The sequence below is a fragment of the Psychrobacillus sp. Z3-81 genome, from assembly GCF_056620325.1.
Genome location: NZ_JBWQPU010000012.1, coordinates 94,191 through 116,991, shown reverse-complemented (window position 1 = coordinate 116,991; position 22,801 = coordinate 94,191). Strand labels below are relative to the sequence as shown.

Annotated in this window: 19 protein-coding genes and 1 other RNA gene; 9 read left to right on the top strand and 11 right to left on the bottom strand. The window is 38.4% G+C overall.

The window, feature by feature from the left end; translation table 11 throughout:
* The first annotated feature begins 864 nt into the window (after positions 1 to 864).
* Positions 865 to 2,376 (top strand): histidine ammonia-lyase, encoded by a 1,512-nt coding sequence (hutH, locus tag AC1ECF_RS13565; protein WP_480389964.1) that lies wholly within the window; start codon positions 865 to 867, stop codon positions 2,374 to 2,376.
* A gap of 135 nt (positions 2,377 to 2,511) precedes the next feature.
* Here hutH and AC1ECF_RS13560 read toward each other — a convergent pair whose 3' ends face one another.
* On the bottom strand, positions 2,512 to 3,462 hold the full coding sequence (locus tag AC1ECF_RS13560) for a hypothetical protein (protein WP_480389963.1): 951 nt from the start codon (positions 3,460 to 3,462) through the stop codon (positions 2,512 to 2,514).
* 117 nt (positions 3,463 to 3,579) lie between these two features.
* Here AC1ECF_RS13560 and AC1ECF_RS13555 point away from each other — a divergent pair, with 117 nt between their 5' ends.
* The 4 genes from AC1ECF_RS13555 (at position 3,580) to AC1ECF_RS13540 (ending at position 5,107) form a co-directional block, all read left to right on the top strand.
* Positions 3,580 to 3,720, top strand: coding sequence for a hypothetical protein (locus tag AC1ECF_RS13555; protein WP_480389962.1), 141 nt, complete (start codon positions 3,580 to 3,582; stop codon positions 3,718 to 3,720).
* Between the two features lie 449 nt (positions 3,721 to 4,169).
* Positions 4,170 to 4,298, top strand: coding sequence for a sporulation histidine kinase inhibitor Sda (gene sda / locus AC1ECF_RS13550; RefSeq protein WP_480389961.1), 129 nt, complete (start codon positions 4,170 to 4,172; stop codon positions 4,296 to 4,298).
* 87 nt (positions 4,299 to 4,385) lie between these two features.
* Positions 4,386 to 4,829 (top strand): hypothetical protein, encoded by a 444-nt coding sequence (locus tag AC1ECF_RS13545; RefSeq protein ID WP_480389960.1) that lies wholly within the window; start codon positions 4,386 to 4,388, stop codon positions 4,827 to 4,829.
* Positions 4,817 to 5,107 carry a DUF2653 family protein gene (locus AC1ECF_RS13540; RefSeq protein WP_480389959.1) on the top strand — a complete coding sequence of 97 codons (291 nt, stop codon included), beginning with the start codon at positions 4,817 to 4,819 and terminating at the stop codon, positions 5,105 to 5,107. Before AC1ECF_RS13545 ends, AC1ECF_RS13540 begins: the two co-directional genes overlap by 13 nt.
* Positions 5,108 to 5,192: 85 nt before the next feature.
* Here AC1ECF_RS13540 and AC1ECF_RS13535 read toward each other — a convergent pair whose 3' ends face one another.
* Both AC1ECF_RS13535 and AC1ECF_RS13530 read right to left on the bottom strand, forming a co-directional pair.
* Complete coding sequence (locus tag AC1ECF_RS13535) at positions 5,193 to 5,396, bottom strand: alpha/beta-type small acid-soluble spore protein (RefSeq protein ID WP_480389958.1); 204 nt, start codon at positions 5,394 to 5,396, stop codon at positions 5,193 to 5,195.
* 136 nt (positions 5,397 to 5,532) lie between these two features.
* Entirely contained in the window at positions 5,533 to 6,126 is a 594-nt protein-coding gene (locus AC1ECF_RS13530) for a kinase (RefSeq protein WP_480389957.1), read from the bottom strand.
* Between the two features lie 253 nt (positions 6,127 to 6,379).
* Between AC1ECF_RS13530 and AC1ECF_RS13525 the strand changes: the two genes are divergently transcribed.
* The gene (locus AC1ECF_RS13525) at positions 6,380 to 6,682 is read left to right on the top strand and encodes a YunC family protein (RefSeq protein ID WP_480389956.1); all 303 of its coding nucleotides are present in this window, start codon (positions 6,380 to 6,382) and stop codon (positions 6,680 to 6,682) included.
* 67 nt (positions 6,683 to 6,749) lie between these two features.
* Here AC1ECF_RS13525 and AC1ECF_RS13520 read toward each other — a convergent pair whose 3' ends face one another.
* Complete coding sequence (locus AC1ECF_RS13520; RefSeq protein ID WP_480389955.1) at positions 6,750 to 11,162, bottom strand: S8 family serine peptidase; 4,413 nt, start codon at positions 11,160 to 11,162, stop codon at positions 6,750 to 6,752.
* A gap of 543 nt (positions 11,163 to 11,705) precedes the next feature.
* Between AC1ECF_RS13520 and AC1ECF_RS13515 the strand changes: the two genes are divergently transcribed.
* A complete protein-coding gene (locus tag AC1ECF_RS13515; RefSeq protein WP_480389954.1) occupies positions 11,706 to 12,500 on the top strand; it encodes a nucleotidyltransferase domain-containing protein in 795 nt (264 codons plus the stop codon).
* 20 nt (positions 12,501 to 12,520) lie between these two features.
* Here the strand turns inward: AC1ECF_RS13515 and AC1ECF_RS13510 are convergent, their stop codons facing one another.
* The 5 genes from AC1ECF_RS13510 to ssrS form a co-directional block, all read right to left on the bottom strand.
* The gene (locus AC1ECF_RS13510; protein WP_480389953.1) at positions 12,521 to 13,330 is read right to left on the bottom strand and encodes an undecaprenyl-diphosphate phosphatase; all 810 of its coding nucleotides are present in this window, start codon (positions 13,328 to 13,330) and stop codon (positions 12,521 to 12,523) included.
* A 48-nt stretch (positions 13,331 to 13,378) separates the two neighbouring features.
* Positions 13,379 to 14,719: a hemolysin family protein gene (locus AC1ECF_RS13505; protein ID WP_480389952.1), complete on the bottom strand. Its 1,341-nt coding sequence runs from the start codon at positions 14,717 to 14,719 to the stop codon at positions 13,379 to 13,381.
* Between the two features lie 35 nt (positions 14,720 to 14,754).
* Positions 14,755 to 15,114 (bottom strand): MerR family transcriptional regulator, encoded by a 360-nt coding sequence (locus AC1ECF_RS13500; protein WP_480389951.1) that lies wholly within the window; start codon positions 15,112 to 15,114, stop codon positions 14,755 to 14,757.
* Positions 15,115 to 15,305: 191 nt separating this feature from the next.
* Entirely contained in the window at positions 15,306 to 16,013 is a 708-nt protein-coding gene (locus AC1ECF_RS13495) for a 3D domain-containing protein (protein ID WP_480389950.1), read from the bottom strand.
* Between the two features lie 230 nt (positions 16,014 to 16,243).
* A non-coding RNA gene (gene ssrS / locus AC1ECF_RS13490) (6S RNA) lies at positions 16,244 to 16,440 on the bottom strand.
* A 112-nt stretch (positions 16,441 to 16,552) separates the two neighbouring features.
* Between ssrS and AC1ECF_RS13485 the strand changes: the two genes are divergently transcribed.
* Positions 16,553 to 17,359, top strand: a complete 807-nt coding sequence (locus AC1ECF_RS13485; protein WP_480389949.1) for a S1C family serine protease — start codon at positions 16,553 to 16,555, stop codon at positions 17,357 to 17,359.
* A 189-nt stretch (positions 17,360 to 17,548) separates the two neighbouring features.
* On the opposite strand, the gene AC1ECF_RS13480 is transcribed toward AC1ECF_RS13485, so the two are convergent.
* Both AC1ECF_RS13480 and AC1ECF_RS13475 read right to left on the bottom strand, forming a co-directional pair.
* The gene (locus tag AC1ECF_RS13480; protein ID WP_480389948.1) at positions 17,549 to 18,304 is read right to left on the bottom strand and encodes a hypothetical protein; all 756 of its coding nucleotides are present in this window, start codon (positions 18,302 to 18,304) and stop codon (positions 17,549 to 17,551) included.
* A gap of 12 nt (positions 18,305 to 18,316) precedes the next feature.
* Entirely contained in the window at positions 18,317 to 22,114 is a 3,798-nt protein-coding gene (locus AC1ECF_RS13475; RefSeq protein WP_480389947.1) for a DEAD/DEAH box helicase, read from the bottom strand.
* Positions 22,115 to 22,393: 279 nt separating this feature from the next.
* Between AC1ECF_RS13475 and AC1ECF_RS13470 the strand changes: the two genes are divergently transcribed.
* Positions 22,394 to 22,801 carry a DUF485 domain-containing protein gene (locus AC1ECF_RS13470; protein WP_480389946.1) on the top strand — a complete coding sequence of 136 codons (408 nt, stop codon included), beginning with the start codon at positions 22,394 to 22,396 and terminating at the stop codon, positions 22,799 to 22,801.

Here is a 22,801-nt window from a genome sequence, read left to right as displayed (position 1 = left end):
CCACGTTCGTTAAAAGAAACAGGAAAAAATATAAAGAAAAAGGATGAGCAAACGTTTAGAACCTTAACGAGCAACCTAGTGATTTCCAACGAGAACAGCACGAACCAGACTTAAAAAGCCTCTATGATTCATCATAAGGGCTTCTTTATATTTGAACCTTAGGTTCTCCGCTGCGTCGGACGCTTTCCGCAGGAGTCGCCGACGCTGCTCCGAACCATTTGTTATTCCTATTAATACTAAGTTTTGACTAGTAAATCCTAATAAGAATAATACCTACTACGAAAAGAACCTGATTGTCCAAACTTTTTCTTTTTTTAACCTTTCATATACAGGTTCCCCGCTGCGCGTCTCATCTTTCGTTGCTGTTAGTTAGGGATTTTTATAAATAAATTCTGTTTTATCGTTCACTGAAATAGTTTTTATAATATCACCACATTCTTTTTTGATGGATATTATCCTTCTGGGGATATCTATTGAAGAAGGAAGTGTACCGGGAATATGGCAGCGACAGGCGGCGACTCCTGCGGGAGGAGGGAGTCAGGTGAGACACGCAGCGGCACGCGTTAGCGTCCGGCTGTGGCTCACCGCTCCCCCCGCGGAAAGCGTCCGCCGAAAGCACCCATTAGTCCTACTATGTAGCATTGCTCTTGTGACAGTCTTATTAAAACATCACACCTTTTTCAGATGTCCCATTTCATCTTTTTCTAATTCATTACACTGATATACTAACGCGACAACTAATTAGCGCGTGAGAAATTTTTCCTTTTTATCCGAAAAATGCTTAAAGCGTGGAGAAAATTCGTTAAAATAAAAGGAAGTGGTTAATTCATAAAACAAAATTATTATTAAAAGGATAGTGATTGAATGATATATCTTAATGGAAAAGATTTGACACTTAAGGATATGAGATCGATTTTATACTTTAATGAAAAAATTGCTATAGACCCTCAATCGCTTGTAGCCGTACAAAATAGTAGGGACGCAGTAGAATCCATTGTCCAAACAGGAAAAACGGTATATGGTATTAACACTGGCTTTGGAAAATTCAGTGATGTTCCTATTGATTCAGCAGATACGCATACATTACAGCTACACCTCATCCGCTCCCATGCATGTGGGATAGGAGAACCTTTTGAAGAAATTGTTTCGAGAGCGATGATCGTACTTCGTCTAAATGCATTATTAAAGGGCTTCTCAGGAATTCGTATAGAGGTGTTAGAACGTCTTGTGTATATGGTAAACAACCACATACATCCAGTTATTCCTTCTCAAGGGTCATTAGGCGCATCTGGGGATTTAGCTCCTCTGTCTCACTTAGCCCTTGTATTAATTGGAGAAGGTGAAGTATGGGAAGGCGATTCTCGAATTTCCTCCAAGGAAATTTGGAAGCGTTATCATGTGAATCCTATTACCCTTGAAGCAAAAGAAGGCTTAGCCTTGATTAATGGTACGCAGGCGATGACTGCCCAAGGAGTGATAAATTGGCTGGAGGCAGAAGTACTTGCTTACCAAAGTGAATGGATTAGCGCAATGACATGTGAGGCATTAAGAGCAATCACTGATGCATTCCACCCAGCGATTCATACTGCAAGGGGATATCCTGAGCAAGTAGCGGTTGCTGAAAGAATGCGAGGCTGGTTGGCTGGAAGCAAACTCGTGACAAAGCAAGGAGAAATTCGTGTCCAAGATGCCTATTCATTGAGATGCATCCCCCAAATTCACGGTGCAAGCTGGCAGGTATTAGGTTATGTGAAAGAAAAACTAGAAATTGAGATGAATGCAGCCACAGATAATCCTTTAATTTTTGAAGATGAAGGGCTTGTAATATCGGGTGGGAACTTTCATGGACAGCCGATTGCTTTTGCCATGGACTTTTTAAAGCTAGGGATAGCGGAGCTAGCAAATGTATCCGAGAGACGAATAGAACGTCTTGTTAATCCACAGCTTAATGAAGGACTACCACCTTTTTTAAGCTCCCTTCCAGGCCTACAATCAGGGGCAATGATCATGCAATATGCAGCAGCAAGTCTTGTATCGGAAAATAAGACGCTTGCCCATCCGGCCTCTGTGGATTCTATTCCATCCTCTGCAAACCAAGAGGACCATGTAAGCATGGGAACTATAGGAGCAAGACATGCTCAACAGATTCTCCAAAACACTAGACATGTTTTGGCCATTGAAGCCATCTGTGCAGCCCAAGGACTTGAATATCGTGGAGCAGAGCTTGCTTCCCCCCTACTGTATAATAAATGGCAAGAAATTAGAAAAACCATCCCTCCTATCTTAGAGGATAGAGCATTCTATGTAGATATTGAAAATATGAAAAATCAGCTGAAAAACGAAATTTCTCTTAAAGAGAAGGAACCTCAAATATAACAAAAAAGCGCAAATGTCTATGCCTCCCCCGCCAAGCTAAGAATTGGGGGGAGGTGACTTTTTCAATTAATACGTGATACAGCTAATAAAAGGCACTCATTCCTATTGAAGGAAAAGCGCCATTATTAGTCTAGCTTATAGTTTTAGGAGACGATGAATTTCTTCTTCTACTTTTTCTGATCTTTGTTGATTTTCTAGAAGCAATACTTCAAGTTGTTTTGCAATTTCCTCTAGCTTATTAATAATATCTTCTACACGATTTATTGCTGTATCTATCTCTGAATGAATCGTCCATGCAGAGAAAATATCATCAAAAAAGTAATCGGCAAAAGTTAAGAACCCCTCTTTTTCTATCACTATGCTGTCTACCTCTATTTCATTTAGATCCATCAACTCTGTTTGAAAGCGCTGAAGAGATAGCTGTGCACGGTGAATGGCTTCCTCTGAGGCATCTAACTCACTATGCTTCAGTGCAGTAGCCATTAAGCCTCCCCCAAAGAAAGTATCCCAACTAGAATAACCATGTGCGTCATTTAGCGATTTCAACGCTTCTTCCAGTGCTTGCATAGCATCTTTATTTGCCGAGATAGCCTCCTCAATTTCTCTAATATAGGCATTTAAAGCAGTCTTTTCTTCATAACTTTCTTCTATCTTTTTTGCTGTGATGAAATCATTCTTCCTAATCCATTGCTGTTTTTCTTCTTTTAGTCTTGCCATTTCCTCGTCCAGAATCTGCCATTCTACCTTTTTAAGCTCCACATGAATCTGAAACTTATCATTTTCTAAATCAATGATCATTTTCTCCACTTCACGATATTTCGCTTCAATAGCTGCAAGCTCAAGCAGTTCCTTTTCTCTCTTTTCATCTATTTTCCCTGTTAATCCAAGCAACAAGTTCATGATAGAAAACCGGTCTAAACGATCTACATCCCTTTGTTCCTTTTTAAGCTCTTTCTGATAAAGCCCCTTCCGTTCCAAAGCTTGGCCAATCTGGTGCTCTATTATTTCTTGCTTTCGCAATAACTTATCTCTTTTCAACATTTCATCTTGTAGCCAATTCTGTTTAGTTTGTAATGAATCCCACATAAAATTCCCCTCCCTGATAGTTATACGGGCATTCTCAAGAAGAGTTTCAACGAGCGAAATGTTTAGAGTAATGATAGCTGGGTAATTTACTAATAATGAATTTAGGAGGAAATATAGATGTTTGACAATAAATCTCGTTCAAAAATCGGAGCAGCCTCCCTTATCTCTTTAGGCTATTTAGGATTAGAAGAGACAGACACGGAAGAAACTTGTGAAGAGCTAGTGGACGGTGTGAATGAAATAGAGACGGACAATTAAAGTAAAAAAAAATCTGTGGATATATTTATTCACAGGTTTAAATATTGATTTTCCAGGGTATTAGTAAAAAAATCTGATAAGTTATCCACTTATACCTGTGCATAACTAGGATAACTTACAAAAAAATCAAGAAAATGTAGGTATTATATGTATAAGTTACCCTGATTATTCGATTTTAATCAACAATCCTCAAAAAACATTTCGACAAAATTTGCACTTTTCTCTCTTGTGGATAAAGTTACTCACAATATACACATTAGATATATAAGACTTCTTAAATTATATAAACAAGTTATTAACAATTTATCCCCTTCTAGCTGTGGATAAAAGAACGATTGTTCTATATAAAGAAATTTGTTAAATTGGATATACACAAATATATGGTAGCTATGTCATTTGTTCTTAAAGATATTCATTTATTTTTAACATAATAATTGGAGGTATAATTTATGAGTAAAATGTCTGATGATCTTTTAATTGAGTCATATCTAAAAGCAAAAGAATTAAAATTGTGCCCTGATTTTTTAGCATTATTAGAAAATGAGATATTACGAAGATCTCTTCATGTAAATTTATAGTTCTAAAAGTGAAACTTTTTTACATTTAATACGTAATACAAATAGACAAGAAAACATTCGTCTATTAAAAATCGTGGAGGGTTTAGATTGAAGAAATTAATGGTTTTACTGCTTACAGCTACGCTTGTTTTTAGTTCTGTTGGAAGCTTTGTTTTTCAAGATACAATGATTGCAGAAGCGAAAAAATATAAATCTGGAAAAAAAAGCTTTAACACGAACAACAATAACAATAATACGAACTCTAATATACAAAAGGATAAGGAAGACTCAACTCCTGCAGCAAGCAAAACGAATAACACTACTAATACAAAAGGTGGTTTCTTTTCAGGTGGTCTAATGAAAGGACTTTTCGTTGGTGGATTAGCTGGCCTGTTATTTGGTAGCTTGTTTGCTGATATGGGTATGTTAGGTTCATTACTTGGTTTATTAATTAACGCTGGTGCTATTATCTTAATCGTTGTACTAATTAAGAAAATTTTCGATATGATGAAGAGAAAGCAAAAAGAGGATAAGCAAGTATGGAAAAACTAATCATCCCCGAGCAAAATATTATTAACGCACTCTGTGTATATCTAGGAAGAAAATATAGCATAAGTCCAGAAGAGGTAGAAATTGAACTTATGTTTGATGATGACACAGGTTTTACTGCTGAGGCTTTCATAAATCAGCAAACATATGAGTTATCAACACTAAATATTATTGAAGCACTTAGACAGTCTATGCGCGAGTTTCTTAACCTTGATCCTAATTCCTCAGCAATTGAGTTAATATTGGATGATGAAGAAGGAATTATTGCAGCTGTTAGTTAAAAGGAAAGGGTCGGATATTACTCCGACCCTTTTGTAATTCTATAGAACCCAGACTATATTTAGTCATCAGTTCATTTTTATTTTATTAACGTTGTTGACCGCTCATTTGACTTTGGGCTTGAGCAACTAAACGCTTCGTAATTTCTCCGCCAACGGAACCGTTAGCACGCGCTGTTGCTTCTCCTCCAAGTTGAACACCAAATTCTTGAGCGATTTCATATTTCATTTGATCAAGAGCTTGTTTAACACCAGGTACAAGTAGTTGGTTGCTGTTATTGTTTTTTGACATTTCTCTCACCTCCTTGTGAGATTAGATTGTGCGCTTTTAATTTGTTTATACAAGGAGGTATTAAAAATTTTTAAAGTCACGTGAGAAAAGCTCAAGCAAGTATAGAAACAGCATAAATTTCTTCCTACTTGGAAAGCTAATTTTGAATAACTAAATCTGCTTTATGTAATGGATTTATTGTATCTAGATAGAAGTCCTCCGCTTTCCAATAGCGGTTCTCGAATTTTTCTATCTGCTTTTTCGTTGTATTCTCTTCTCGGCTAAATCGTTGATCTTTTGTAGCCTCCATATATACGACAAAATCAAAGTAATTTCTCCAATCTTCTCTTTGAAGGAATACACCTTCTATTAGAATGACACAAGTCGGCGGGAGAATAACCTTCTTTATATGCTGATGGTCTATTTCATTTTCGTAAAATGACAGCTTTAAAAAAGGAGCAGTCTTACATTTTTCAAAAAAGCTTTCTTTTAATTCATCCACATCCCACTGTAAATAATAATATTCTTCCCATTGTTCACGTCCGGTATTATATCGCTTTTCTCTCGTTTCAATTAAATCATCGAGATGAATGATGACATGAGGAATATTCTTCTCCAACAAAAGATGTTTTAGTTGCCTGGTAATTGTCGTCTTCCCTGCTCGACTAAGACCGTCTATTCCTAGGAGGAACCTTTCCCCATCTTTTAAATTGGGTATGGACCTTTCTATTTGTTTTAACCCATTCCTCATCATAAACACCTTCCAAACAACAGAATTTAATTTTTCTAATTTTACATCTTGAACGAAGAAAGAATTGCTAACTCTATTCTAATGTATCATTTACATACAGCTATATCCAATTGGTTTTACTGATTAGTCTATAGCCACGTCATTAGCTCGTTTCGGTAAGTTTTCCTCTTCCTATTCATCAAACGCCGGCTTTTTTCACGTTATCCCGATTATTTACATAAGTTGATAAAAGAAAAGGAGAGTGACGTATTTTATGATTCATATGGAGCCCATTATATTGGAAGGAACGACGTTTCTAGCGGTGACTGTTAAATTACCTAAAACCACATTATTAACAGTCTCAAATGATAAAGGCTATATAATGTGCGGAGCTTTAGATGTTGGATTACTCAACGATAAGCTAAAGGACAGACAAATAATAGCTGGTAGAGCTGTTGGTGTAAAAACGATTGAAGAATTATTGAATGCACCACTTGAATCTGTAACAGTGGAAGCAGAGCGTTATGGCATAAATAAGGGGACAATCGGTAGAGAAGCCTTGCTCAAAATGGTATAACTACATGAATTTATTTCACACAGAATGAGAAGCCAAGGACAATCCCTGGCTTCTCTGATTTTGCATGTTATTTCATAACAGCTGGGGCATTTGTGTTTGTCACATTGACAAACAGCTTACCAGCAGCTCGTTGACGAGTTTCATTACCAAATTGGTCTTTTGCGATAACTTCGATTACTGCTCCGTTTGCTACAGTATCTGCAGGTACTGTCCAATATCCAACATAGTGCCCGCTAGACATCTCCATAAATGGAAGCTCCGTTGCGTTACTTACTTCACCACCTACATTTGTAAGAGGCATATGAATAACAAATGTTGGTTTTAATCCTGACTCACTGTCAAATTCGATTTTCACAGTTCTACCAGTCGTTATATGAACGTCTGTAGCAGGCGTTAAGTTAGAAATCTCTGGAGCATAATAATCTGCAGTAATTGTTACAGATTTTGTTTCCATGTTTCCAGCCTGATCACTTGCTTCCACGGTAATTACATTTACCCCTTCATCTAGTAGAAGACGTTTTGAATACTTACCATTTGAAACAGTAGCTCGCTCTCCATTTACAAGAACAGTTTCAAGATTATCATCTGAAATAGTTCCTTCTACAGTTACTGTTTCACGGTTTGTTTTCTCTCCATCAGCCGGCTTGTCGATTGTAAGCTCTGGCTTCTGAGTATCTTGAATTACAGTAATTGCTTCTGATTCACCAGTCTCTCTTCCATCTAGAATAGAAGTTACGGTAAATTCATTTACTCCCTCAGTTAATGTCGCTTCAAACGTGAATTTGCCATCGTTTCCTACCGTTGTAGAATCTACTACTTCACCATTTTGGTTCAATTCAATAGTAGTAGTAGGAGAAGCAGCACCTTCAATCGTAACCGTTTCTTCATTTGTAACCAATCCGCTTTTTGGAGTAGTGATAACTGGACCATCCACTTCATAGCTAACGCGTGCACGGATCATATAGTTACCCTCTGCAGTAGGTGCTGGTGACCATGCTCCAGAAACGCTTTGATAGCTTCTTGCCGCATTGGTTCCATTTTCATCTGTTGCAAGTCCTGGTGTGTTAGGATTCGCAGCTGTTTGACGGTATACCATAAAGAAGTCTCCGTTTACAACGATATTATGCTCTGATAGATCTACTACTGTCCATTCTCCATTACGTAGCGCAGTTCCGTCGATTGGTCCTGCAATCTTTTTACCTGGAGTACCCTCTGCACCAGTAGCATCCCAAACCTCTACTGCGAATGCGGTACCACCTGGAACAGGCCATTCAGTATCCCAGAAACGGAATACTCCGTCTGTAACGATTCCACTTTCTTTTCCTTCAGGTAGGGACATTTTTACTGCCCAAGCATTTCCTGCAGCATTCCATGCACGTGCATTTTCTGCTGTTCCATCATCATAGCCAATTTCTCCACCTGGATATGTGTAGTAAGGCTCTAATGTAATGTTTTGTACAGTTGCTTCCTCACCAACAGTGACAGTAACCTCTGTACCATGGTAACCACGAGCTAGTACCTTTAACGTGTATTCACCTTCATATGCAGTAATAGAATATTGACCATTCTCATCTGTTGTCACCGGAGAAATATTTGCATCCTCTACTAATAGTAATGTAGCGTTTGGAATTCCTTCTCCTGTGGATTGATCAGTTACAGTTCCACTTACTGTATTTTGAGTGATTTCTTCCAGTGTAAAGTTCGCAGTAGTTGTTTCATCCGCTGCGATGACAACTGCTTGCTCCTCAGAAGCAAATCCATAAGCCTCTGCCTTTACTGTAAATTCTCCAGCAGCATGAGTCAGAGAGTAAGATCCATTTGCAGGGTTAGAATATACAGAGCGCCCTGATTCTAATACACTTACCTGTGCACCAAGTGGTAACAATGTTGGACTTGGTGTAGCATCAATTACTGGTGGCTCTTCTTTAGCAATAGGCATTTCAGGTTTGATGGTTTTAGGATCAATTGCTTCTTTGAAAGAATCTTTATCGTTTCCTTTGCCATTGTTGCCATTGTTGCCATTGTTGCCATTTACCGCATTTTTCCCGTTACCATTATTACCGTTATTTTTCCCTTTTGAAACTTTTCCAGTCTGTGACTCATTCGCAAGTGTTACATCATCGATATACCAGCCATCTTTTTGAACACTGCTATCAGAGAAAGCATTAAATCCAATATAAACTCGTTGTCCAGCATAGCTAGAAAGGTCTACTTCACCATCAACCCAGCCGTTAGACTGACCTTGAACCATTAATAACTGCTCCCAGTTTTCACGATCTGTAGAGATGAACACATGGCCATAATCCCATGCTCTTCCAGAAGTCGACATTTCAAAGTTATGCCATTGTTTGAATTGTAAATAAGCGCTGCCCTCAGGAAGATCAACCGGAGGCATTACTAGAGTAGCGTTCATGCTATTTGCATATAGCGCATCTAGATCTGTTGCATATACTTTTTCACCAGAAGCTGCAGCACCAGGTCCGGTTGTTGGTACTCCCCACTCCCAGCTATCGTTTGTTCCAAAGGATGTCCAACCAGTTGGTGTAGACTCAAAATCCTCTGAATATCCAACTGTAATTCCCGGTTTCACTTCCACTGTATATTCGTCACTTGAAACTTCATTATTGCCAAAATCATTGATAGTCCAAGAGTAAGTGAAAGATTCTCCAGTTATTAAAGCTCCAGGTACTACTACGTTATATTCCCCAGCTTTATAGTCACCAGACTTGCGCCCAGCTTCAATTGTTTGCCATGCACCATCAGCATCTTGGTAGTTTAATACTACAGAAGCAATGCTGATGTTATCTGTAACATTCACAGATAATGGTAGATCCATTCCTGCATATGTTTCTGCAGGAGCAGCGTGTTCAAATACAGGAGCTTCTGTGTCCTCTCCTTGCTTTGTTACTTGACCTTTTAAAGATCCTAGACCAGAAATAATAGAAGAAACTGCATCATAAGCATTAACTAAGCCATAACCATATCCATGGTTTGGAGATTCTGGATACTGAGCATCTGTTAATGGAATAGCAGTATTTAGTAAAATCTCTTCTATCTCATCTACTGTTAAATTTGCATTTACTTGCTTAAGAAGAGCTACTACACCAACTACAGCAGGACCTGCCATTGATGTACCATCCCAGCCTCCTTCATATCCACTACCTGGGACAGAAGAACGGATATTAACACCTGGTGCAGAGATATCCGGTTTAATTTCATCATACGGTGATGGTCCTCTTAAAGAGAAACCAGCTACCTGGTTATTAATATCTATAGCACCAGTTGCAAAGGATTCAGGATAGTTAGATGGAGCAGCTACAGACCCAGGACCACCAGGGTTTGTAAAAGTAGTGTTACCAGCAGAGAATTCAGGGAAAATTTCCGCTGCACGCCAGTTAATAACTACGTCTCTGTACCATTCATCTAATCCAGCTCCGCCACCCCATGAGTTATTTACAACATCTGGAGCTAAATCTACTCGTGCGTTGCCGTTTGCATCTCTTGGAGCTAAAATCCATTCAGCAGCCTCTAATAAATCTGTGTCAGATCCACCTGAAGCTGTAAAAGCTTTAACTGCAATGAATTTTGCACCCGGTGCAACTCCGATTTGGTTGGAGCCATTCGGTTCGCTACCTACCATCGTTCCAGTTACATGAGTACCATGACCTTGATCGTCATATGGCGTAGCTCCTGCACCAGAGGTAGAGTCAAACCAGTTAAAGTCATGGGAAACTTCTCCTGTTGCTTTGTTATAGCCTCGATATTTCTCTTTTAAAGCTGGGTGATCCCATTGAACACCAGTATCAATACTTGCCACTACTGTCCCGGCTCCATCAATTCCCATATCCCAAACTTCTGGAGCTTTTACACGTTCTATATTCCATTCAACGTTCGCAATATCTGCCTTAGGCGTTTCTTGTGTTTCTACCTTAGTTGTAAAAAGCTGACGTGTTTCATTTGGTAGAACCTTTTCCACCTCAGGGAAGCTAGCAACCTTTTCAGCTATTTCCTTGGTTGCGGTTACCGCTAGTCCATTGACAATATAATAAGATTCAATGTCCTTAGCGTTTCCATTTGCTTCTTCCTGTTCAAGAAACTCTAGTACAGATTCCTGAGATTCTAAGGATGTAGATTTTAATTCAGAAACTACTGCAGAACGTTTCATTAACTTAGTATTATGGGAGGATAAGCTCTTAGATTCTGCCAATTCTTCTGCTTTTTTAGAAACCTTGACAGTATCAGCCTTATCTTTGAATTTGATAAGAAAGGTAACTTTGTCATCCTCTTTAAAGCTTTCTAGTAGACTACTACTAAGCTTGTCCTTTACAGAGATACTATTAGGATTAGAATCTCTAAAAGATTGATGAAGGTTTTTGACTGATGCTTCGGCATTTACTACATTTGGAGCAACTAGCGAGAACGTCATTAGTAAAGATGCTGCAAGGCTAAGTGCCTTAGTGGATCCTTTTCTTCTTCTCAATTTCCTTCCTCCTTTTTATATAGGTACTTCTGTAAAACGTTATGTCCCTCCTTTGCAATTTACTCGCAACTATCTCATGGAGTTTAGTAAATCTCTCGCTGTACCACTCACTATATAGGAAAAAAGCATTCTTTTTTGTCGAATTAAGTCGCATTTTTCTTTAGTTTTCAGAATTGAATGAATATTACCAAGTTAGCTAGTTAGCTAGTTAGGTACTTAGAAAGGAATACGCTGGTCATAAAGGCTCAAAACAAAGAAAAAAATTTAGGAACCCTAAATAATTATGGAAATTAGGATTCTATTTTCCTAATCAATTTTAAAAATGATTACTTTTCCCTATTCTCTATATGTTAGGACTTCTTGCTAATGTACTTATTCACTTTTTGTAGGCATTAATATACAAGACTTTTTGCTGATGACTGACCAATCCCTTGGCGTCCATGCAAAACTTGTGGATATGAGTTACTTATATTGGTAAAATGATACTTAATAGAATGTTAAATTGATCGGGATAAATAGGGATGAAAGAGAGGAGGGCGTTAAATGAAACAAGAGATAGCTATCGAGAAAATTAGTGAAAGTTTAATAGCAGATCCCTTAGTGAGGGCAATATTTTTAAAAGGTTCCATGGGAAGAAATGAGCACGATGAATTCTCTGACATCGATTTATATTGCTTAGTCGATAAAGAAGACCGAGATTTATTTTTACTTAATAGAATAAAACATTTAGAAGCGTATAAGCCAATTATATTCCAAGATAGCGTCTATATTATCGCTCCTCAGATTATCGCTGTCTACGAAGACTTGCTTCATATTGATTTGTTCACTGTAACATCAGAAGATTTTCCAGCAAAAGATTATTTTAAGGTCCTTTATGACCCTGAAAATTTATTAAAATCATATATCCATACGCAAGGCTTAGCTATCTCTTTGGAACAATATCGAGATGATGTGATAGATACTGCATGGTTTTTATTTCAATACAAAAAATCAGAGGACAGAGGCAACCATATATGGTCAGTACGAATGCTTTCCAATGTTATGGAGCATCTTTCAAGAGTATTATTATATAAATACAAGCCATCTAGAGCTCAGCTAGGCCTGAAGACCTTACATACCTCTTTACCTGCATCTGTAAGATTGCAAGTGGAGGAGATATTTAATCACATAACTGTCCATCACCACTCCATGGCTGCCCTTTTAATAAGCAAACTAATCGCCGAAGAATATGATTGGATGATGGACGAACTACCAGATTCAGATAGAAGCCAAATTGAACCGCTAATGAATCGTATGCTTACTTACCACTTAAAGAAAAAAAAGCTGCATCCCAACTAACCAGGGAGTGCAGCTTTTTGTTAATAAAATAGTAAAAGTAATGCTCCTACGATAAAACAATAATACGTAAAATAAATTAGTTTACCCTTCATCATGACTCCCATAAACCATCTCATTGCATAATAAGTCATGATGAAAGTAGAAACAAAAGCTACTAAATAAGGGATAGCAAGTTCTCCCTTATTGGGCTCATCCAAAAAATCCGTGAAGCCCAGCACTACTCCACCCAGGCTGATCGGAATATAGAGCATGAAAGAAAAGCGTAGTGCAGTTTCTCTTTTCATCCCTACAGCCATTGATGTAATGATTGTAGCCCCAGATCTGCTGATGCCAGGCAGTAATGCCACCGCTTGCCCTAACCCAACAAGAAAAGCGTCACCTGCCGATAGGTCGGCCTCCCCTTTTGAGCCCTTTGAATTACGAATAGCCCAAAGCGCTATCCCTGTCACAAAAAGCATGATAGCAATGGTAGTCATACTGACGCTCTCCGCAATGACATCGCTAAAGAGCACGCCTAGAAGTCCTGCTGGAATTGTCCCAATAATAATATAAAGCACAAAGTTAAATTCACTACGATAGCGTGAGTCTTTTGTTTTCATAAAGGATAATGAATTAGTTAAAAGTCTTATAATATCCTTTCTATAAATAATTAAAATCGCTAGTAAGGATGCTGTATTCGTAAGAATGGCAAACGTAAAGCCCTGCTCCCCCATCCCTAATATCTCACTTACGATCATGACATGACCACTTGATGATACTGGGATAGGCTCTGTAAAGCCTTGGACAAGTCCAATAATTAAATACTTCAGAATGGTTAGAAGCTCTTCCATATGTACCTCTTTTCCTAAAAAAATAAGGAGGAGAAATTATTCTCCTCCCTAATCTTTTACTACTGTAACCTCTGTCTCAGAATTCTCAGGAGCTTCTGATTTTTTTATCTCAATATAGCGTATTTGGTGCCCTTCTTTTTCCTTAATAGAAAAAGCATATCCCTGATAGTAAATTGTTTTATCTAAATCTAAATCCATATCTTGTGTGTAATACCAACCACCTATTGTATCCACTGACTCTTCCTCTAAATCAATAAATAACAGCTTGGCGATATCTTCTAATAAAACACTTGAATATACAAGATAATGATCTTCGTTTATTTTTCGTACCTCTGGAATTTCATCGTCATCAAATTCATCTCGGATTTCACCAACAAGTTCCTCCAGAATATCCTCTACCGTAACCAATCCAGACGTTCCACCATACTCATCAAGCAATATAGCCATATGAATACGCTCTTTTTGCATTTTTTGAAGAAGGTCTTGGATTCTGGTTGTTTCTATTGTATGAATTACTGGGTTAATAAATTCTTGTAACTGAAAAGTTTCTGGAACAATTCTGTTTTTCATTCCTAATGTTAGGAAGTCTTTAATATTTAGGAACCCTAATATATTATCTCGATCACCCTCGTAGATTGGATATCTAGTGTAGCGTTCTTCTGAAACAAGCGTAAGGACTTCCTCAAAAGTCGCATTGATATCAAAGCCAATGATATCTGTACGAGGCACCATAATTTCACGAGCAATTTTATCGTCAAATTCAAAGACGTTATTTACAAATTTAAGCTCATTTTTATTGATTTCTCCGGATTTAAAGCTTTCGGAAAGTAATAAACGCAGCTCTTCCTCTGTATGCGAAAGCTCATGCTCACTTGCAGGCTTCATACCAAAAAGACCTACTAATAGTCTAGCCGAACCGTTAAGGAACCAGATAAACGGGTAAAGAATTTTATAGAACACCATAATTGGCTTAGCAAACATTAATGTAACTTTTTCTGCCTTTTGAATGGCAATTGTCTTTGGAGCAAGTTCACCAACTACTACATGCAAGAAAGTAGCAATAAGGAAGGCTGCTCCTACAGTAAAGAAGTGAATATAATCTGTGGGGATGCCTATTGTTTCAAATAGAGGATGAAGAATAAATTCAAAGGTAGATTCTCCAACCATACCGATCCCTAAAGCTGTAACAGTAATACCTAATTGGCAGGCTGAAAGATATTCATCCAAATGAGTCGTTACTTGTTTGGCAGAAAGCGCCCCTTTGGACCCTTCAGCAACAAGCTGATCTATTCGTGATTGTCTGACTTTAACAATAGCAAACTCCGTAGCTACGAAGAAAGCTGTTAATGCTATCAAAATGGTAAATATCGTTAGATTCAATGCGGTCAATAAGTTGTTCTACTCGCGAAGTAGAACGTCACCTCCTAAGGTAATAATAGAATTAATGATTGGATGAGTGCCACGCTATCTGGAGAAACCTTTTTCTTAACAGCTTGCTTTTGGTTCTCATCCATATTCGCCATGAGCTTAACTACATCCTTCTCAAGCTTACGCATTTGTAACCTTATTTCTTGTATATCAATTTCTTCTTCTCTAGTTGCAGTTTGAGTGAGTTGCTTTCGAATCTCGTCTAAACATTTTCCATTAGCCTTTTGCTCTTCTATCCAGCGCAATTGTTCCACCATAGCGGAATCGTAATACCGATAATTAGATGCCGAGCGCTCTACTTGAAGGAGCCCGAGATTTGTATAATAATCAATGGTTCTTTTTGTCACATTAGTCATTGCAGCAAGCTCACCAATTTTTAATTTCTCGTTCCCATCAAATCACCCCAAACCATCACGTTATAGTTCTAAGTATAACGTGATGGTTCGAAAAAATCCATAGTTTTATATGTAAATAAAAATACGCCTCGTTATTGTTTAAACGAGACGTATTGTAAAATATTATTTAGTTTTACTAGTTTTAAGTTTGATTAATCTAGGATTTTCACCTTAACAGTTTTTATTCCCCAGTTCATCGCATCCTCATAAGAAGGGATGAAAACATCTACTTTATTTCCTTTAATAGCTCCACCAACATCGCCTGCAATCGCTTCTCCATATCCTTCTACCCAAACTTTTGAGCCCAATGGAATAACGGAAGGATCAACAGCGACTACCTTTTGATTTGGATTTGCGATTAAATCAATTCCAGTAGCTGTTACACCTGAGCAGCCATCACAGGAAGCCGTATAGGCTGTCGCCGTTACAGTTAGCTCTTTTGAAGCGTCAGCTGGTTTACTCTCCGCTTCTTTTTTTGAGATGGCTGCTGCCTTTACCGCTCCTCCACTTACATTTAATCGATCACCCGGATGAATTAAATCACTTGTCAGCTGATTAGACGACATCAAATTGTTGATAGAAATGCCCTGCTCTTGTGCAATACTGTAAAGTGTATCACCTACTTCTACGACATATACCTTACTTGATTCCTGAAAATTAAGTTGTTGTTCTGGATATATAATTGTGGAGTCCAAGTCGTTCCATTCTTGGATAGCTTGGACATTAACATTATTCTCTTGTGAAATAGACCAAAGGGTATCACCCTTCTCTACCGTGTGGATGCTTGAAGCAGATGCTTGACCTGCAATTCCGAAAGAAAGCCCTGCTAAAGCAGTTAGTGCTACAATTTGTTTCTTCATAAAATGAAATTCCTCCTTTTCACTAACGACCCTAGCTTAACATGTCCACATGACAAAGCCATTGCAAATAAATTATAGGAATATAATAAATGTGTAACACACTATTTCAATGTAATTTTTATTAGGAGGGGATAGCAAGTCTCCATTTCCTTGTATTAACCACCTTTTACAAGCAACAAAAAAAGCACCCTCCATTGGAGGATGCATATTAGACACTATAATATACGATTAGGTAAGCCGCCTTTGCCGTACTTGAAAATATAGAAGTTTTAAACCACCACTCCTCAAAGTGGGTGTTCGCAGAAACTCTCCTGCTTGTCTTCATTGTCCGAAGAGAATGAAGCCTGTCATTCCAGTTTCTATATAAAACTCCCTGTTACAGCTTAAAGGTTAAAACTTTATATTGATACGTACAACGCAGCCTATGTACATATAATATACCCACACCTCCAGAATATCAAGGGAAATGTTTGTATGCTTTTCCATTTTGACTTTATGTATAATAGAACTAACAACTGGACCAAGGAGGATGCGAAACCATGGATCCAAACGATAGAACGAAAAGCGAATGGGAAGAGGATATCGATGATGAGGAGCTACGCCTTCTCGTTTTAGAAGCTCAAAGAGAAGCAGTAGAAAAAGCTGCCGAAGAAAGAAGAAATCCACCCAAACCGAAAGCACCCTTTCCCAGATGGATCTTTTATCTGATTGCTCTTGTCCTTGTATTCAACACAGCAGGATTGTTATTTCAAACGTTTTCCATACCTGCCGTAGAATTCGCCAAAACATCTGCTAGACTTTCCACACAAGAAGATATCGCCGCCTACAAGGAGGCAGTAGTGACCGTGATAAATGATAATAGCAGAGGAACTGGCTTTGCCATATCTGAGGATGGAACCCTCCTCACTAATTACCATGTCATTGAAGGAAGTAACCAAGTGACAGTCAACTTTCCCGAGGCAGGAAGATTCCGTGCAGAAGTGGTGGATACATATCCTGACATAGACTTAGCTGTTTTACAAGTAGAAGAAGATGGCCTTCCCTATCTTGAGCTAGCTGATCAACTTACTGCAGATCAGGGAGAACTTATTACCTTTATCGGAAATCCTTTAGGCTTCTTGGATATCGCAAATGAAGGAACCATCTTAGAATATTACCAGCTGAAGGATTGGGAGCAACCAGTCATGATGATCCAAGCCCCAGTTTACCGAGGAAATAGCGGGAGCCCTGTTCTAAATGAAGATGGAAAAGTAATTGGTGTAGTCTTTGCCACCATGAAACACGAGGAACATGGAAAAGTAGGCTTATTTATTCCTATCGAATACTTTCACCAACAAATAGAATAAGAAAAGTAGCCGGACCCCACCCTATTAGCCACTGGGAAAGCGTCCGATGCAGCGGAGAACCGAAGGTATAAAATTAAAGAAGCGCTTATGATTCATATCATTTTATAGAATCATAAGCACTTCTTTTTTCCTTAAGCGAGCTTTATTCAAATTTAACAGCGACCACTTTTCCGTTCATTCTCCTACCAATTATCCAAGGTACTTCTCTCTCCAGGTCGTCTTCTCTTTCTCCTGTATCTGTTGCTCTAATACACTATCCCACTCATCCGTCAACGTATTCCATACTCTCGTATAAAACAAATCTTCCTTTTCGTTAAATAAAAGAAACTCAAAGCAAGGAACATCATCTACATATAATTCTTCGGTGGATACAATATCACCAATCACTATTTGCAGTTCACTATGCTCCTCTACCCCTTTCTTAATTAAGGCCTCGACCACAGTCTCTTCCTCCCAGCGAAAGCGTGCGAGTCTCTTCTCTGGAGTATACCTGAATACCTGAAGATGCTCTTCTCCTTCCAACGCTGGCTTTATCTCCCCAGGTAAAAATAGATCGTGCGTTTGACTATATAGCAGCCCCTCTGTTTCAGGCTCCTGCTCTTCCTCAAAGATACCTTTACTTAACTGCTCCTCGCCTTTGGAGGTAAGGAAGATCCTTTCATTTGTCACAGTAATCAAGCCTGACTTTTTCATCAATCCTATCAAGTCGTCTATAAACAGCTGCTCTACCAATAGAATCTCGCTAAGCTGTTTGCTACCTTCAATCTCCGCTTGCTGAAACGAGAGGAGCATCATTTTCATCAGCACATCCATCTTTATTCGCTTAATGGGACGGTATGTCACCTCAATGGTATAAACAGGGACACACCATTCTGCAGTTTCCATGATTTGAACATTTTTATCTTGCTCGAGCTCTCTTCTTAAGCGTTTCTGTAATTCTTGCATGATTCGACACCTCTAGTTGACTGTTCTTAAGCCGTTTTGGGATTTGACCACCTTTAATAGACGACCGTACATTTCTCGTGAACTCCTTTGTTTCGCACGCTTTGTGAACATCTCTGTACTACCCACAAGCATCAGCAATTCTCTTGCGCGAGACAGCGCCACATTTAATCTTCGGTAGTCGTTGGCAAACCCGATATCTCCACTCTTCTCTTGGTTGTTTCGAACCATACTTAGAATAATGACATCCATCTCCATCCCTTGGAACTTATCCACGGTCCCTGTACGAAGGTGGAGATGCTTCAAGCTAATTTCCTGTTGAATAAGTCGATCGATTCTCTTTACCTGTTCTCCGTAGAAGCTAATAACCCCGACACTTTTCTTTTCACCTGGAGCCATCCTACCCTCTTTAATAGCAGCCTCTGTTGCTCTATCCAGATCAAAAAGCACTTCTCGGATTTTATCCAGCTCTGCCTGGTTAAATCTACTTTTCCCATCCTTCATTCTTTCTTCAAAGTATTTGCTTTCGTTTGGCATATCAAGCCATAACAAATGATCCTGCCTCTTCACATAACGTGATTCTAATAAGTGATCACGCATACTATCCGAGTCTGTAAGACCACATTGAAGGCGATAGTTTTCTTCCTCGTAGAACGGTGTGATCGTATTCATAATGTTTTCGTGCATACGATATTGAATAGCTAGCATCGTCTTATGGCTACTCGGCAGATTTTTGAACAATCTTTCGAATAAAGACTCCTTTAATAGCTTTTTCAGCTCTTCTTTTTCCTCAAAGTTATCACTTTCTTCTAAAATGGCTTGTAACGTTTCCTCTAATGTATCCTCTCCAACAAGTGGAGGAAGCTGATGATGATCTCCAACCAAGATGATTTTCTTTCCTTTTAGCATTGGCAACAGCAATTCTGGAGGTGTTGCCTTTGAAACCTCATCGATGATTACTACATCAAATGTCGGATAGTTTTCCATAAACTCCTTGCGAGCAGAGGCTACACAGGTTGTCCCAATCAAGTTGGCATGTCTTACATAAAGCTTGCGGATCTCATCCAAGTCATGATCGTTGGCATCCTGTAGAAATTCTGCCCATTGCTTTTGAAGAGCTTGGGTTATTGGTAGACTTGCTAGCTGCTGCTCACATTCCTTTTTCTCCTGCTCTAGCACTTTTTTATCTATCTTTGTACTCTCTAGCTCTGCTTCTGGATTTGACTTTATTAGTTCCTCCAAACTCGTGAAAGCTTTTTCTAACGCTACACCAGCCACATTGATTTTCTTTACTTCTTGCTCACAGCTTTCTATTTTCGTTCGAAGCTCTTCCATTCGTTCGCTCATTTTAGCTAATTTTTCCGAATGATGGCTTAAGCGCTTTGCATAGTTTATAACGGTATCTTCTACCTTTTTTAATTCCTCTTGCTTCTTTTGATGGCTCTGGAGAGAGTGTTTTAGTTCAGCAAGACCAGGCATTGTCTCTGAATCAGCTATATTCATACTCTCAAGCTGAGCCTTTAACTGTCCCAATTGCTGAGAGTATGCCAAGTTTTTATTTGCTAAGTCTCTTTTTTTAGGCTCATAATGTAACGCCTCTGAACGGATTTGCTTAGCCAACTCCTGCTTAATCGATTGATATTTAGTAGTAGTGCTCTGTTTTGCGTGCTGAAGCATTTCTCCTTGCTTCCAAACATACTTCCTTCTTACATAACAGCCTTCAAGAAGTATACTAAGCTTTTCCGCGTTCACATCGTCTTCCGAAGCAAGGATAGACTTCATACGGTCCATAAATTGATGGATTTCCTTTACGGTATAGCTAGAATCGTAAACGATCCCACTTCTTCCTGCATTTTGGAGGATGTTTTCGACCGCTACATTTTTCTTTTTCAATAGTCTTTCCAGATAGTCTATTGCAGCTGCAAGTCTTGCATTTACTTCTTGCCAATCTGCAAAGCTTTTAATTTTTTCAATGATGGCATCCAATTCTTCCATTTGCTGATTAAGCAAGAAAGAAGGAGTCAATCCGATATCGTCTATCTTTTTCTTCAATTCGTCAAATTTTTTAATGGCATTTACTTGTTCAACGAGCTGCTCAGATTGTCCGGATTTCAGCTGAATAAGACGATATTCTTCTTTCGTCTTTTCTAATTCCTCTTCTATCTGTTTATATGTGAAAGACTTTTCTTGGAAGGCAATCTCTCGATTTGTCCTATCTATCTCTACCGCCAATACACTTAGCTCATCTGTTATCTGCTGAATGGACGAATGAGAAGCTATAAACCCCTCGAGTTTATTTGTCTCTTCTATCAGTTTGGCTCTCTCGGTCTGAAGTTTTGCAAGCTCGTTCTCTTGCTCCTCCTGCTCCTTCTTCCAGCGGATTAATGTCTTCTTAAGTGCCCTTATTTCTTGTAGCGTTTCCTCTTGTTTCTTTTGAGCCTTCTCTTTTTCAACAATCTTTTCTTCCAGTGTCTTTATTTGCACACCTATATCCGTTATCTCTTTTTCTAAGTCTGATAACCTCTCCTTAAGCTGTCCTTCCTTTAAAGGATGCTCTTCTATTTCTTTGCTTAAGGCAGCATAGGTCTGTTCTTTCCAGTAGAGGCCTACATTCTCCTCTATAAATTTTTTCCCTTCCTCTTCGATACTTTCTGTTCTACCAAAACGAAGAATCCGAATATCTTTATTAGAAAGGAGTCGGCCTAATGCATTGTCTACTGCAAGGTTAGATTGAGAGGCTACCAAGGTTCGGAGACCTGCTTTTGCATTCTGTTGACAGATTTCTGAAATAACAGTTGTTTTCCCTGTTCCAGGGGGTCCTTGAATGACATAAAGATCTTCAGAAGAAACTGCACCAATAACAGCTTCACGCTGATATTCGTTCAGCCGGTTATGAAATTCAAGCTCTTTGTTCTTCTGGTGTATACGTACGGTCGGTCTATCCTCAAATAATATCTTCTCTAAATTTGGGTTTGCCGCCAATCCATTTTGTAAGTCTTCAAAGCCCTTTCGAAGACGTCTAATTTGACTGAGAGTGGCAAAATTACTAAAGACCATTTCCTTTGAGCTTGTATTTACTTGATTTTTTCTAGCAACTTCTCGAAATCGAGGTCTAACCTCCACCTCAATGAGTTTTTTTGCTTTGTCTGCTCTTAGTACGTCGCCGACTTCTCCAGTCATCCCTTTAATACTTGCACTAAGGCCCTTTAACTTTCCCCAAGCCTTTGCTTCTAGCTGAGTTCCATGTACAGTCATGCGACTGAAGTCTTCGTTAAAATGAAGATGGGTAAAGCTTATCGTTATATCTTCTACATCTGCATTTTTTTCTTGTATTTTTAAGTAACCTTCCCAGCTTGAAATCCGTTTTTTTACATACTCAGACCTTTCCTCCGCAACTGGAAGATCCCGAATCAATGTATGTAAAGACAACGGAAGTCCAGCACCATTGTTTTTAGCTGTCACAAAACTTAAAGATACCGCTAATCTTCTATTTGTTACGACAGGTGTATTGGCTCCTCTAATAATAAGTGCTGTAGCTAGAAAACCATCATTCTGAAGCACGCATTCTAAAACAGCTACTTTTCCTCCAAGGATCTCAGAAAGCTTTTTATTGGAATCATTATCAAAATAGATGGATACAGTTACATTTCCATGTGCATTTAGTGGCTTTTTTTCAATATAAACATGGTAAGACTCTTGCATTCGAAAAAAGTCATGTTCATCAGTTGACCATTCCTGTATCCCTTTACGTGCGTTATTTGTTATTTTCAAGTTGCATCGTATCGTTTTTTCTAGGGTTTTAGCTAAACTCATGAACAGGACCTCCTTTATTATTCTCCAACCTTTATATCCTAGCACTTTTTCTCTCAATCTTAAATTGGCTTACAGATAAAAAATTTTGTTAGGTTTTAGGAAATTTCTTATATACACCCCTTTTTACTAATCTATTTTTCTATTCGTTTACCAAAATTTATTTTTTTGTCCATTTTATGAACTTTTTTATTGATATTTTCCTTCTGTTTAAATTAGAATAGTAATACAGTTTAAGGCTGAATATTCCGAAAACTGAAATATTTAGTAGGAGGTATGGAGATGACGAAGAATTTAGAAAGCGTTTTCAAATCAGATAGTCCTAGCCCCGATCAAAAAAATTCCAAGAAAGAGGTGGAATCAAATAAGCGAAAGGATGAACATATCCACAACTATGTTGCTATTTCAGAAAGCAAGGAATTTAAAGCCTTAAAAAAACGAAAAGTAAAATTTATCCTTCCTATTACTATATTTTTCTTGTTGTTTTATATTAGTTTGCCTATCTTAACCTCTTATACCACTATTCTAAACGAACCAGCAATTGGTGATATTACATGGGTTTGGATACTTGCGCTTGCACAGTTTATTATGACTTGGACTCTTTGTATGATTTATGTAAGTAAAGCAAACGGTTTTGATAAAGATGCAGATGAAATTATAGAAAAAGAAAAGGCCGGTGATTACGCTTGA